General features: G+C 40.2%; 10 protein-coding genes. 6 read left to right on the top strand and 4 right to left on the bottom strand.

The window, feature by feature from the left end; genetic code table 11:
* The 4 genes from GBI16_RS04180 to tig form a co-directional block, all read right to left on the bottom strand.
* Complete coding sequence (locus tag GBI16_RS04180) at positions 1-717, bottom strand: DUF2846 domain-containing protein (protein ID WP_086209935.1); 717 nt, start codon at positions 715-717, stop codon at positions 1-3.
* Between the two features lie 158 nt (positions 718-875).
* Positions 876-2,186 carry an ATP-dependent protease ATP-binding subunit ClpX gene (clpX, locus tag GBI16_RS04185; RefSeq protein ID WP_086209936.1) on the bottom strand — a complete coding sequence of 437 codons (1,311 nt, stop codon included), beginning with the start codon at positions 2,184-2,186 and terminating at the stop codon, positions 876-878.
* A 28-nt stretch (positions 2,187-2,214) separates the two neighbouring features.
* Positions 2,215-2,820, bottom strand: a complete 606-nt coding sequence (clpP, locus tag GBI16_RS04190; protein ID WP_086209937.1) for an ATP-dependent Clp endopeptidase proteolytic subunit ClpP — start codon at positions 2,818-2,820, stop codon at positions 2,215-2,217.
* 192 nt (positions 2,821-3,012) lie between these two features.
* Positions 3,013-4,344 (bottom strand): trigger factor, encoded by a 1,332-nt coding sequence (tig, locus tag GBI16_RS04195; RefSeq protein ID WP_086209938.1) that lies wholly within the window; start codon positions 4,342-4,344, stop codon positions 3,013-3,015.
* Between the two features lie 274 nt (positions 4,345-4,618).
* On the opposite strand from tig, the gene GBI16_RS04200 reads away from it, so the two are divergent.
* From GBI16_RS04200 to GBI16_RS04225, 6 genes are all read left to right on the top strand, one after another.
* Positions 4,619-6,757 carry a TonB-dependent receptor domain-containing protein gene (locus GBI16_RS04200; RefSeq protein WP_086209939.1) on the top strand — a complete coding sequence of 713 codons (2,139 nt, stop codon included), beginning with the start codon at positions 4,619-4,621 and terminating at the stop codon, positions 6,755-6,757.
* Positions 6,758-7,099: 342 nt separating this feature from the next.
* Positions 7,100-9,337: a TonB-dependent siderophore receptor gene (locus GBI16_RS04205; protein WP_086209940.1), complete on the top strand. Its 2,238-nt coding sequence runs from the start codon at positions 7,100-7,102 to the stop codon at positions 9,335-9,337.
* 119 nt (positions 9,338-9,456) lie between these two features.
* Positions 9,457-10,140 (top strand): Fe2+-dependent dioxygenase, encoded by a 684-nt coding sequence (locus tag GBI16_RS04210; RefSeq protein WP_086209941.1) that lies wholly within the window; start codon positions 9,457-9,459, stop codon positions 10,138-10,140.
* A gap of 375 nt (positions 10,141-10,515) precedes the next feature.
* Positions 10,516-12,840 carry a catecholate siderophore receptor Fiu gene (locus tag GBI16_RS04215; RefSeq protein WP_086209942.1) on the top strand — a complete coding sequence of 775 codons (2,325 nt, stop codon included), beginning with the start codon at positions 10,516-10,518 and terminating at the stop codon, positions 12,838-12,840.
* A 124-nt stretch (positions 12,841-12,964) separates the two neighbouring features.
* Entirely contained in the window at positions 12,965-13,648 is a 684-nt protein-coding gene (locus tag GBI16_RS04220; RefSeq protein WP_086209943.1) for a Fe2+-dependent dioxygenase, read from the top strand.
* Positions 13,645-14,751, top strand: a complete 1,107-nt coding sequence (locus tag GBI16_RS04225; protein WP_086209944.1) for an alpha-hydroxy acid oxidase — start codon at positions 13,645-13,647, stop codon at positions 14,749-14,751. The genes GBI16_RS04220 and GBI16_RS04225 overlap by 4 nt, the downstream gene beginning before the upstream one ends.
* The last annotated feature ends 87 nt before the right edge of the window (positions 14,752-14,838 follow it).

Raw genomic sequence — 14,838 nt, forward strand, 5'->3', positions numbered from 1 at the left:
TTACCAGGTTAAAGGATTCCACAGCTTAAACGGCTTCATCAGTTGAACATCTTCATTTGGGTCATATTTTGCAGGTTTAAGTTTTTGCGCTTTCTTTCGTAACTCACCCGTGTGTTGATCTTCAGCTACAAAGTTATAACTGTTGGACTTTAACTGGGTAAATGCAATTTCCTGAATCGCAATTTTTTCAGGGATAACCGCCAAAGGCCCTGCAACCTCTCGTCGGGTAGCCAAGTTCTCTTCATCATACTTGATGAAATAAGACTGCCCCGCTTCTACACTAAAATCGAGATATTTTGGCTTTTGGAAATGATTAATGCCCAAAGGCCGACTGCTCGATAAACGATAAGTTCCCGCGGGCAATTCGACCCAATAGTAATGATTGTTAAGCAGGCTTGGAATACGTTCTTTATTGATAAATAAGCTCGAAGCCACAATTTCTTGACGATTCCATTTTGAATCTGGACGGTATAGATAGACGATCGCTGCTTGTTCATGTTGAGGTTGAACACGCTGAAAACGCTGTCCTAATTTTTGATTGACCCAACCACCTACGCTAAACACCCCAATACGATACTGCTCAATCATGCTAGGGTCGTGATCAAAATCGACCTCATGACTGAGGGTTGATGTTAATTCAGGTTGCTCCACTGCAACTTTCCCATGACAACCCAATAAAATTAAACTGCTTAAAAGCGTAATCGTCATTGCACGCATGACTATTCCTCACGGCATATTTTTTATTTTGATACTGAATTTTTAGTTTTAATCTAGGCATCCCAGCCTATGATGCAGAGTAACATTCCCTCTTTTTTTTGAATACAAAAAAACGTGTGAAAATACTCGATTTTCACACGTTTCAGATGAATAACAACTTAAGCGGACTTTGAGTTAATCACTTTTAAATCAACTTTAGCTGTATCTTTCTGTTCGATTCTTGGTAAACGCTCTGGCTTAAATAATGGCGCAGCCGTGCCGTTAATCACGTCTTCATTCACCACAACCGTACCAACATCGGTACGACTTGGTAAATCATACATGGTTTCAAGCAGCGTATTTTCCAAAATAGAACGTAAGCCACGTGCACCCGTATTGCGATCTAGCGCTTTTTTCGCCACAGCGCGCAGTGCCGAGTCTTCAAAAACCAGATCAACATTTTCCATATCAAACAAATGTTGGTATTGACGTGTCAATGCATTCTTCGGTTCAGTCAGAATTTGCATCAAGGCTTCTTCATCTAATTCTTCCAAAGTCGCAATTACAGGTAAACGACCAATAAATTCTGGAATCAGACCAAATTTCACCAAATCTGTCGCTTCAACTTGACGGAACAAATCAGACAATTTCTTGCCTTCATCTTTCTTCTTCACTTCAGCAGTGAAGCCGATGCCGCCTTTTTCTTGACGCTGTTGTACGATTTTCTCAAGACCTGAGAATGCTCCACCACAGATGAACAAGATATTTGAAGTATCAATTTGAATAAATTCTTGCTGCGGATGCTTACGCCCCCCTTGAGGTGGAATAGAGGCAACCGTACCTTCGATCATTTTCAGTAAAGCTTGTTGTACGCCTTCACCCGACACATCACGCGTGATCGACGGATTTTCAGACTTACGGGTAATCTTGTCGATTTCGTCGATGTAGATAATACCTTTTTGCGCTTTTTCTACATCGTAGTCTGCTTTTTGTAGAAGCTTTTGCACGATATTTTCAACATCTTCACCGACATAGCCTGCTTCGGTAAGTGTCGTTGCATCAGCCATAGCAAAAGGAACATCGAGCAGACGTGCCATCGTTTGCGCAAGTAAAGTTTTACCCGAACCTGTTGGCCCTACCAATAAGATATTACTTTTCGCAATTTCAACAGCCTCATCGTGCTTATGCCCACCATGGCTCGCTTTAAGGCGTTTATAGTGGTTATAGACAGCAACAGACAAGGTTTTCTTTGCCACATCTTGACCAATGACATATTGATCTAATGCCGCACGAATTTCGTGAGGTTTAGGCAATGGTTTTGCAGCCCAGTCACCCGACTCAACTTGTTGACTGGTTTGCACCAAGTCTAAGCATACGTCCACACATTCATTACAGATGTACGCGTCCTCGCCTGCAATCAGTTTCCCGACCTCAGACTGCGTTTTACCGCAAAATGAACAATGCTTTTGTCCTTGAGGATGTTCGGACATATTCACTCCAATTCTAAACTTTTAAAACTTATGGACGTTTAGATAACACTTCGTCCACGAGACCATATTCTTTTGCAGCTTGTGCTGTCATAAAGTTGTCACGGTCAGTATCACGTGCCACAGTCTCAAAGTCTTGACCACTGTGCTCTGCCATTAAACGGTTTAAACGCTCTTTAATAAACAGAATTTCACGTGCATGAATTTCAATATCAGATGCCTGACCACGGAAACCGCCTAACGGTTGGTGGATCATAACACGTGCATTTTCAAGGCAATAACGTTTACCTTTCGCACCAGCATTCAACAAGAATGCACCCATTGATGCTGCCTGCCCCATACAATAAGTCACAACGTCTGGCTTAATGAATTGCATGGTATCGTAAATCGCCATACCTGCAGTCACTGAACCACCTGGTGAGTTGATGTAAAGGTGAATGTCTTTATCTGGGTTTTCCGCTTCTAAAAACAACATTTGCGCGACAATCAAATTTGCCATGTTATCTTCAACTTCACCAGTCAAGAAGATGACACGCTCACGCAACAAACGTGAATAGATGTCAAATGAACGCTCACCACGAGATGACTGTTCTACAACCATTGGAACTAAAGCATTTTCGATAGTTGGAATATACATACGTTTATTTATTCCTAAATTTTTTGTTACTCAACTCATAGTCACAATATGAGGGATAATTGCTGAAAATGCAAAATATTCCCAAGTAAATAACAGATATTTTTTGCATAAGCTTTGTGAACACAAGACCTTTTACAAACCTAAATCACAATAAAAAAGGCGCTCAAAGCGCCTTTTTTACTTTAGCTAAACTTAGCCTTGTTGACGAGCTTGTTGCTCTTTCAATAAGTCTTCGTAGCTTACAGCAGTATCCGTTACTTTAGCAGATGCCAAAATGTGATCAACCACTTGGTCTTCCAACACAACAGCTTCGATTTGCGAACGTTGTTGTTTGTCATTTTTGAAGTATTCGATCACTTCAGCTGGATCTTCGTAAGAAGAAGCCATGTCTTCGATGTAAGCATCAACACGTGCTTGATCTACTTCGATTTTAGCATCAGCTAAAACCTTGCTTACCAGTACGCCTAATTTTACAGATTTTTCAGCTTGTTCTTTGAACAATTCATCTGGAAGCATGCTTGAGTCAAATGCTTTCGCACCTTGAGCACCAAACTGCTGTGTGAACTGTTGAATCATTTGTTGACGTTGACGGTCAACTTCTTGAGCAACCATAGATGCTGGAAGTTCAACTTCGTTTGCAGCAACAAGCGCATCAAAAGTAGCACCCTTCACTTGGTTACGTAGACCATTTTTCACTTCACGTTCCATGTTTTTACGAACGTCAGCTTTTAATTTTTCAACGCCTTCTTCTTCAGTTAGACCAAAAATTTGAAGGAATTCAGCATCAACTTCAGGAAGTTTTTGCTTTTCAACAAGCTTCACAGTGATTTTGAATTGTGCAGCTTTGCCTGCAAGGTTTTCAGCTTGGTAGTCTTCAGGGAAAGTAACATCAATCACTTTCTCTTCGCCTTTCTTCATACCAACGATGCCGTCTTCGAAGCCAGGAATCATACGACCTGAACCTAAAACAAGTTTAAAGTCTTCAGCAGAACCGCCTTCAAACTTCTCACCATCTACAGAACCTTCAAAGTCAAAAGTGACTTGCATGTCTTTTTTAGCCATGCCTTTTGTTTCAGTCCAAGAAGCACGTTGCTTTTGAAGGTTTTCAATCATCTGGTCAACGTCTTTGTCGTTCACTTCAGATGCTTTACGTTCAACTTCTAAACCAGCAAATTTAACTTCAACTTCTGGATAAACTTCAACAGTCGCTTCATATACAAGCGCGTCGTCTTTTAATTCAGATTTTTCAATGTTTGGCATACCAACAGCATTGATTTTTTCTTGTTGGATTGCTTCGAATACCGTGTCACGAATGATGTCGCTTACGACTTCTTGGTAGATACCCGCGCCATATTCACGACGAACAACATTTACTGGCACTTTACCTGGACGGAAGCCGTTGATCTTCACAGTTTTAGCAGTGCGTTTTAAGCGAGCTTCGAACTGCTCGTTAACACGGCTCGTCGGTACAGATACATTTAAACGACGGGTAACACCCGAAACCGCTTCAGAAGTTACTTGCATGGCTTCCTCAATATTTTGGTAATAACAATTTTAAAAAGTGCCACATTATATGACAACATTGAACGATATACAAAACACCTGATTGAAACCATATATTTTTTAATTCTTTTAGCAGTTTTTTATTTTCCCCTCATCTCCACATTCCCACCAAATTAAGTACAAAGTATTATATTTTTTATAGTTTTTGTTGCAAATGATAAATACTACCATTAAGATTTGCACCATAATTGAACATTTTTTCTTTTTTTTCTCGTCCGTCATTGGAACTCTAGTTATGAGTAAGTTTAATCTACACCCTCTTTCACTGGCATTGCTCGGGGCAATAGCCACTCCTGTTTTTGCAGAAACAACAACTGAAGATTCATCCACCCACCAGCTTTCCACCATTGTGGTTTCAGCTGCTGGCTTTGAACAAGATATTAAAAATGCACCTGCTTCTATTAGTGTCGTGACTAAAGAAGATATAGAAAAGAAAAATGCGACCAGCATTGCCGACCTATTGGCTGATGTGCCGGGTATTGACGTTCGTTCTGGTGTGGGAAAAACATCAGGATTGAATATCAAAATGCGTGGCCTAGGCAATGACTATAGCCTGATTTTAATTGATGGTCGCCGCCAAACCACCTCATCAGATGTTACTCCAAACGGCTTTGGCGAAACATCAAATGGTTTTTTACCACCTTTAGCCTCTATTGAACGTATTGAAGTCATCCGCGGACCAATGGCAACACGCTATGGTTCCGAAGCGATGGGTGGTGTGATTAACATCATTACCAAAAAAATAAGTAATGAATGGAATGGTAACGTCACTGTCAGTGGCAATGTCATGGAAAGTAATGCTGAAGCTGACTCATGGAAAACCAGTTTTGTCTTGAATGGCCCAATCATGCATGATCGTTTAGGCTTACAACTCCGCGGGAGTTATTTAGATCGTCAACGTTCAGAACGCATTGTGGCGGGTTCAACCTCTCGCGACCCACGTCCAAGCAAAGCTGAAAACTATGATATCGGTGGAAAGTTACAATTTACATTAGATGATAAAAACTCTTTCTGGGTTGATGGTTTTACTTCAAACCAAACCTATGACAACTCTGACCAGCGATTAGGTAACTTTTTTAGCCGTGGTGGCATTGCAGGCTATGAAGATGAGTTAGAGTTCAATCGTGTGCAAATCTCAGCAGGACACGATGGTAACTACGATTTTGGTCAATGGAAAACGTACATTAGTCAAAATAAAACTGAGACCAAAGGTCGTACTATTCCAACTGATGCCTTCCCTACTTTAGCAGGCCTACCACGCACCTTAGAAAATATAGATTTAGTTTTTGATTCACATTTGGTTGCTCCAATTGCGAACCATAAACTCACTGTGGGTACAGAATATAAAGATGTCACTATTGCTGACGATATTGCAGGTATGGGCAAAGAGTTTACTCAAGATACATGGTCAGTCTATGCAGAAGATGAATGGAGTTTATTAGATAACTTACATTTCACTTTCGGTGGTCGTTATGAAGATCATTCAGGATTTGGTGGTCACTTTAGTCCACGTGCATACCTAGTATGGAATACAACGGATGCTTTAACGCTTAAAGGTGGTGTAAGTACAGGTTATAAAACACCATCAGCCAAGGACTTATACAACGGTATTATTGGCTATAGCGGTCAAGGTACAACACCAAGCCTTGGTAATCCGGACTTAAAACCAGAGACATCTGTTAACTACGAACTCGGTTTAAACTATCAACCTACAGATACTTTAGACTTTAATGCTACTGCATTTTTTAATGTCGTCGAAGACAAGATTGTGTCTAGGAATTTTTCATGTGCAACCAATGATTGCTCAAACTTCAATAGCAATGTGACTTCTTATGGCAAAAGTTTCAATGCCGATGAAGCAGAAATTTATGGCTTAGAAACATCGCTTAAATATCAAATCATTCCCGAATGGGATGTCAAAGCGGCCTATACTTTTACCGAATCTGAAATCACTAAAGGTGCAAATAAAGGTTATGCGCTTGAGTCAACGGCTAAACACTTATTTAACCTAACATCGACTTGGCATATTAATGATCGCCTTGATGTCTGGTTACAACACGAATATCAGTCAGGACGTCCTCGCTATCTAGCAACACCAACTGGTGGAGAAATTAGTATTGAACGACATACAGACAATAAATTTTCTGCTTACAACCTATTCAATTTAGGGACAAGCTATCAATTAAATCATCATGTCCGCATCAATGCCGCTGTAAATAATCTATTAGATAAAGACTTTACCGAGTATATGGATTATGTCGATACCAACGGCAATGTTCAGCAAGCCTATAAATATTTATCTATTGGCAGAAGCTCTGAAGGAACCTATTTACCTGGTCGTAACTACTGGCTATCCATTTCTTATGATTTCTAATGATACTTAGCATCATGTAAAAAACCTGCTTCGGCAGGTTTTTTGAGAAGCTACATGGAGCATATAGATCCAACACAATTCCTTCATATTCATCAGACATTTTCAAAAATATGACTGATAAAAATATAGATTCTAAATTTCAATAATATTACAAAAATACAATCTACTTTTCCAATAGATATAAAAATCAATTAAATATGTTGATTTTATTATATTATTACATTTATTTTTCCAGTTTAATTCATTCTTAACATCTAAAATTTCAATGTAACAATTAGGAAACAAAAAATAAGAATCATTATTATTCGCATACTAATTTACAACGCTAGAACTAGACTCGTTATGGCCTTCATCAAAACACGTAAAAAGCTGGTTTCTTCAGCAATCGCTTCAACACTTTCAGTGATTGCAGTCAATGCTGTTGCACAAGATCAAGTTACGCAACTAGAAACAATTCACACGGAAGCGGCAGCAGAACAAAGTTTGAAAGTCGATAAATCTGCAAACAGCAAATTTGTTGCTCCTCTACTGGATACTCCAAAGTCTGTTGCTGTTATTTCTAAACAGTTGATTGAAGACACTCAAGTTACAACGTTAAGCGATGCTTTACGTACCGTACCAGGTATTACCCTCGGTGCTGGTGAAGGCGGAAACCCAAATGGAGATCGTCCATTTATCCGTGGTTATAGCTCTGAAAGCTCAATTTATGTGGATGGTATTCGTAATTCAACTTCTCAAAACCGTGAAATGTTTGCAGTAGAGCAAGTTGAAGTAACGAAAGGTTCTGCATCTACTATGGGTGGTGCAGGTTCAGTTGGCGGAAGTGTCAACATGATTTCTAAAGTGGCTAAAAAAGGCGACTCTCTAGAAGGTTCTGTTGGTGCGGGAACGGATAACTACCAGCGTATCACGCTAGATGGTAACAAAGACTTCGGCAATGGTATTGCAGCTCGTGTTGCAGTGATGGGACACCATAACGAGAAAGCAGGCCAAAAAGATGGAGCTGAATATGCTCGTGTTGGTATTGCACCAAGTATTACATTTGGTTTAGATAGCGATACGCGTGCAACCTTAAGTTATTATTATTTAAAATCTGATGATACCCCTGATTCAGGTGTACCTTATTGGAATTCGTCAAATAATACAGCAACAGGTAAACCTTTAAATGTTAAACAAGGTATTTACTATGGCTGGAAAGATCGTGATTTTCAAAAACAAGAGAATCAAATTGGCACAATTAAGTTAGAACATGATCTGACTGAAAACCTTACGATTAGCAATACAGCAATGTATACCAAGTCCAAAAATAACTATATTTGGACTCAACCAGATGATTCTAAAAAAAATATAGCAAATGGTAGTATTGCTCGTCGTGCAAATGGACGTATTACAGATACCAATGGTTTCACAGATCAATTAAGCCTAAATGGTAAATTCAATACTGGAACAATCAAACACAGTTTCAACACAGGGGTGGAATACAGCGAGCTTAAATCTGACAAAGGTAATTACCAAATTAAAGATTTAGGAACAACCACAACTACTCTGCCTGGTGCAGCAGCAACACATAATTTAAATGCGAGCGGTGGTTGTAATGGGCTGATTGGTGCAGCATCAAACTATTGGTGTACAGATGCATACAATCCTAATTCAAGTGATCCTTGGTTAGGTAGCTATTCTGCTAATAAAGCAGTAACGACTTCAACAGCAAAATCAACTGGTATTTATTTACTTGATAACATTGAATTTACGCCTAAATGGTTACTAGATATTGGGCTTCGTTGGGACAAATTTGATACCGAATTAAAAACAAATGCAACAGGCGTAAGCATTGAAAATAATACTGACTTCTTTAGTTATCAAGCAGGTCTAACATACAAGCCAACTGAAAACAGCAGTATCTATGCAAGTTTTGCAACTTCCGCAAATCCTGTTGGTATTGATGCAGGGGATGGCTCTGAGACATCTCTTAGTGCAACAACGAAAGACCTAGAGCCTGAAGAAGCTCGAACGTACGAAATTGGTACAAAATGGGATGTACTCAACAATCGCTTAAATTTAAGTGCTGCAATATTCCGTACTGAAAAGCAAAATACGCGTATTTTATTAGATGCGACTACTTATACCAATGCAGGATCAAGCAAAGTTGATGGTATTGAGTTAGGTGCTAATGGTAAAATTACTGACAAATGGGCTGTTAGTGCAGGCTACACCTATTTAGATAGTGAGTTAACAAAGGCTGCGTATAATGCAACGGCGAACGAAGGGAAACAACTTCAAAACGTTCCTGAAAATAGTGCAACTCTTTGGACCACCTATCAAGTTATGCCTCAGTTAACTTTAGGTGCTGGCGCAATCGCTATGGACAAAGTCTTTGGTGATGCTGCAAATACCAAATGGGTTCCAGGCTATGTACGCTACGATGCTATGGCACGTTATAATGTAAATAAAAATGTTAATTTACAATTAAACGTAAATAACCTTTCAGATAAACGTTATTTCACTAAAGCGTATGCTTCTCACTATGCAACTGAAGCTGAAGGTCGCAATGCAGTATTGTCTGTGAACTTCAAATACTAAGTGAACCGACTGAATCTCATGCATTCATGATCGAATTATATAAAAATAGCCTCTCTTTGAGGCTATTTTTATATATGTTTAAATATTAAAGATGTTTTTCCTTTTCAGCAGGCCGTATTGTGATCCACCATATTCCCCATGTGTTAAGCAAAGAACAAGTACAATACTTTCGCCATGAAATGGCAAAAGTCGAGTGGATTGATGGTAAAAAAACCACAGGATCGCTCTCAAAAAATGTAAAACAAAACCAACAACTCCCTGAAGATCACCCTCTCACTCAACACTTAGGCAATATCATTCTAGAAGCACTCGGAAAGCATCCATTATTTCTATCCGCCGCCCTACCCTTAGATATTTTGCCACCTTATTTTAATCGCTATGAACAGGGGGAAACCTTTGGCTTCCATGTCGATAATGCCATTCGTTGGATTGCTGGAAGCAAAGATCGGATTCGTACCGATTTATCCTGTACTGTTTTTTTGAGTGAGCCTGACGAATATGAAGGCGGAGATTTGGTCGTAGAAGATACTTATGGTTATCATGAAGTAAAACTACCTGCTGGAGATATGATTCTATATCCATCGACTAGCGTACACGAAGTCACCCCTGTAACTCAGGGTTGCCGCGTGGCTTCATTCTTTTGGGTTCAAAGTATGATTCGTGATGATGCTGATCGTCATATCTTGTTTAATCTTGACCAAACTATCCAAAACCTACGTGTGCAACTGAGCGACCAACATGAAGAGGTGGTAAAGCTCACTAGCCTGTATCATAATCTGATGCGAAAATGGGCTGAGCTTTAAGTAAAACTAATAGAATTAGTCCATTTTGAAGCATGGATTGACTATGCTTCAATGGAAGCCATACACTTTTCATATAATTATAAGATATTGGTTTAACTATATTTTTACCATTTGTTTTAATTCACCATTATATTTAGTTTACTTTTCACCAATCATTATTGTTTTCCTTAATTAATAAAGATTTATTAAACATTATTTCCATACATACAAGTGAATTTTTCAGCCTAAAAACCATTGTTAACGATAATTATTATCAATAGAATTCGCAACCACAGTTACATAGCTTAACAATACCTCCATGATTACTGCACTTTATGGTTCGACCCGAACTGAGCAGTGATGGAACTCTGTCGTATATTATTTGGGACACCGACAATGGCAAAAATCAAAAGCCGTAAACATAACCGTACTGCACAATTTGTTGCATTAGCAGCTTCTCTCCCACTGATGGCACATGCAGCAACGCCAACAAAAGATGATTCAACTGTGCTACCTACCATTACAGTGAAGTCGGAAGTCGAAAGTAAATACAAAACAGACAAAGTTAGTTCTGCAAAATACACCCAACCTTTAGTTGATACACCACAAACGATTTCTGTAATTAAAAAAGAATTACTCAAAGAACAAGGTGCAACATCTCTAACTGAAGCATTACGTAATACACCAGGAATTACGTTACAACTTGGGGAAAATGGTAATACCAGTGCAGGCGATTCTTTTCAAATGCGTGGATTCGACACCAAAAACTCAATTTATGTCGATGGCATTCGTGATATTGGCGCCGTGAGCCGTGATATCTATAATCTTGAGCAAATTGAAGTCGTTAAAGGACCATCAGGGGCAGAAGCTGGTCGTGGTGGTGCGGGTGGATATATTAATCTCGTCAGCAAATTACCGCATTTAGAAAACAACCAAGAAGTTTCTGCAACTTACAATACAGCAGAACATGCACGTCTTACTGCAGACATCAACCAAGCCCTTTCTGAAGGGTCTGCACTTCGTCTAAATGTAATGGGTCAGCAAGGCGGAGTAGATGGTCGTGACTATGTAGAAAATAATGGTTATGCCATCGCTCCATCTATTGCCTTTGGCTTAGATAGCGATACACGTTTTTATTTATATTCACAGCATATAGTACAAAACAATATCCCAGATGGTGGTATTCCAACCATTGGCATGGACGGCTTTTACTACAACAACACGGATACAAAACTAACCCAAGCTCAAAGAGACATCATCAATACTGCTGTGAATGCAGCAGAACCTGTTGATCGTGAGAACTTCTACGGTAGCGTTAATGATTATGAAGACGTTGAAGCCCACATGTTTACAGCCAAAGTTGAAAGTGATCTAAGCAAAGGTGTGAAACTCACCAATATTTCAAGATTTGGTAAAACTGAAATGAATCGCGTCTTAACGGGAGTGAATGCTTTAGTCATTAGCAATCTTGCAACACCTAAAGATCCAGACTCATGGTCTGTAGCTCGAACTCGCCAAGGGGTCGATCAAGAAAATAAGATTTTGACCAACCAAACTACACTCAACATCAACACTCAAACGGGTGCGATTGAACATGACATCGTTGCTGGTTTAGAGCTCTTACGCGAAGAACAATACAATAAAACATTAAGCACACAAACCCCAGGGAAAGCTGCTCCAAGCATTACATCTGCAAGTTTATACACACCTAACCCTTATCAAAATTTACCAGACCTCGTCTACACGGGGGCATATGCCAATGGCCAAACAGATACTGTCGCGGCCTATTTATTTGATACTTTAAAATTTGGCGAACGTTTCCAGCTTAATGGTGGGGTCCGTGTCGATTATTACGACACCCAATCCGATGCTTTAACCGTCACGACGAATTCTTCTACTTTAGCCGTGACCCGCACACCAAGCCAGTTGAGTACGCATGGTACACTGGTCAGTTGGAAACTCGGTTCTGTGTTTAAACCAACCCCTGCAAGTAGTGTGTATGCTTCTTATGCGAAATCATTGACACCACCAGGTACGGCATTCGTTCTCAACAATAGTGCCAGCTCAGCCGCAAATGCTGCGAATGATCCAACTGTTAAGCCACAGGAAACCCATCATTATGAAATTGGGACAAAATGGACATTCAATGAAGACAAACTCATTTTAACTGCTGCGGCTTACCATACAGAAAATGAAAACCAAATTACTCAAGATCCGATTAGCTTACTGTACATTCCTGAAGGAAAAACAACAGTTAAAGGTTTAGAGTTAGGTGCTGTTGGTCAATTGACACGTGCGTGGAATGTCTCAGCAGGTGTTGCCTTTATGGACACAGAACAAGAGAACCAGCAAACCTATAATGCAACGACTAAAGTGTGGACTGAAAATGATTCAGTTCGCTGGTCGCCTGACTGGACTGCAACGTTGTGGACGACTTATAGCGTAGCTGGTTTTAGAGCGGGTCTTGGAGCGCGTTATGTAGATGAACAAAAGCGTGCAATTAGCACAGGTTCAACCGCAACAACAACCATGCCTGTTATTCCAAGTTATGTCGTATTTGATGCCTTACTAGGTTATACCTTTAATGAACATGCCTCATTAAATCTAAACATCTACAATCTTGCAGATAAAGATTACATTAGTACGCTTAATAATAGCGGTGCACGATTAGTAATGGGACAACCACGCTCTGCGGCACTGACCTTTAACTATAAGTTCTAAGAACCAAACTAAAACGCGTTTAGACCTCAAACAAATGTAGTGTATTATCCCAATACACTACATTTTTACATTCAAATCTATCTTAGCCCATGGCCAGCTTGTCCCAAGGGGAGCCTAAAACGATATGATGCTACATATTCCAGCTGTGTTAACCAAACAACAAGTAGCGCAAATTCGACACCAACTGGATCATAGCCATGCATGGGTTTCAGGACAGGATAGCGCAGGTGCACAAGCACAAAAAATTAAAAGTAACTTACAAATTGATGTACATAGTGCAATTTATCAAACACTTCACCCTATACTTTCACAAGCCATCCAACAAAACACTTTAATTCGATCTGCAACTTTGGCAAAACATGTATTAACCCCGATGTTTAATTGCTATCAATCCCTTGGCGCATACGGCAACCACGTGGATAGTGCAATACAGTTTAGCTCGGATGCAGGACAAGCAATTCGTACCGATGTTTCCATCACCGTTTTTCTGTCAGAACCGCATGAATACGAAGGCGGTGAATTAATCATTGAAGATCATTATGGTAGCCATGAAGTCAAACTCGACGCAGGCGATGCGATTATTTACCCTGCAACCAGTCTACATCGTGTTGAACCCGTGACCCAAGGGAAACGGATTGCTTCATTTACGTGGATGCAAAGTATGGTCAAAGATGATTGGCAACGCAGTATGCTATTTAACTTGGACATGACCATCTTAAAACTACGCCAACAGCTCGGGGACAGTGAAGAAGTGCTGAATCTCACTCACCATTATCATAATTTATTACGTCAATGGGCTGACTTATGAACCCTGCACCAATCTTAGCACCACTCACCCAAATTCCTGCCTCCCTGCAAACCGTTGCAGACTATGAGCGCCAAGCAGAAAAACATCTGCCAGAAATGGTTTGGCACTATTTGCAAGGTGGTTCAATGGATGAGCTCAGTGTTCAGAATAACCTCGCTCAATTCCAAAACCTGCACTTAATACCACGCATGTTAAGAGATCTCACTCACGGCAATACGAGCTGTGAAATCTTAGGACAAAGCTTTCCACATCCTATTTTTGTTGCACCGATTGGTCATCAACAGCAGTTTCATCCTGACGCAGAAGCTGCAACCGCGTTGGCGGCTGAAGTACTCGGCAGTAATATGATTTTGAGTACTTTTACCAATACCGATATGCGCACATTTAAATCAGAGAATCCCTACAAATGGTTTCAACTGTACTGGCAAGGTGACCGCGATAAATCTTTGGCTTTGCTTAAACTCGCTGAGGGACAAAATTTCACCGCCATTGTCATCACTGTAGACTCACCACATACAGGGATTCGTGACCGTGAACGTCGTGCATTTTTTCACTTACCTGAAGGCATGCAACACCCACATACCCCTGCTCATATTCCGCTACCTGAACTGCAAGAAGGTGATCATCCCGTGTTTAATGGCCTAATGAAAATTGCCCCTACATGGGAAGATATCGCGTGGATAGTTCAACAGACTGATTTACCCATTCTGTTAAAAGGCATCGTCAGTCCACTCGATGCGCAACTGGCCATTCAACACGGCGTACAAGGCCTGATTGTCTCCAACCACGGTGGTCGCGTTTTAGATACCTGCATTCCCCCATTGAAAGCCTTGCAGCTCATCAAAAAGACCGTACCTAGTGACTTCCCGCTTTTATATGATGGAGGTATTCGTCGCGGTTCAGATGTATTTAAGGCGATTGCCTTAGGTGCTTCCGCAGTTTTAGTTGGGCGACCGTGTATTTATGGTCTGGCCACCGCAGGTGCTTTAGGCGTTGCCCACGTGCTTAAAATCTTAAAAGAAGAGTTTGAAATCACCATGGCTTTGATGGGCACTGCAACTCTTGCAGATATACAGACAGATATGGTTATAGAGTTTTCATAACCCTCTATAAATAGCGAATGAAATGAATCAAATTCGTTATTTATAGAAAAATATCAAACACATTGAAAACATATGCGGAAATATTTC

Origin of the sequence: Acinetobacter sp. TUM15064 (assembly GCF_008980265.1) — a bacterium.
Classification (GTDB): Bacteria; Pseudomonadota; Gammaproteobacteria; order Pseudomonadales; family Moraxellaceae; genus Acinetobacter.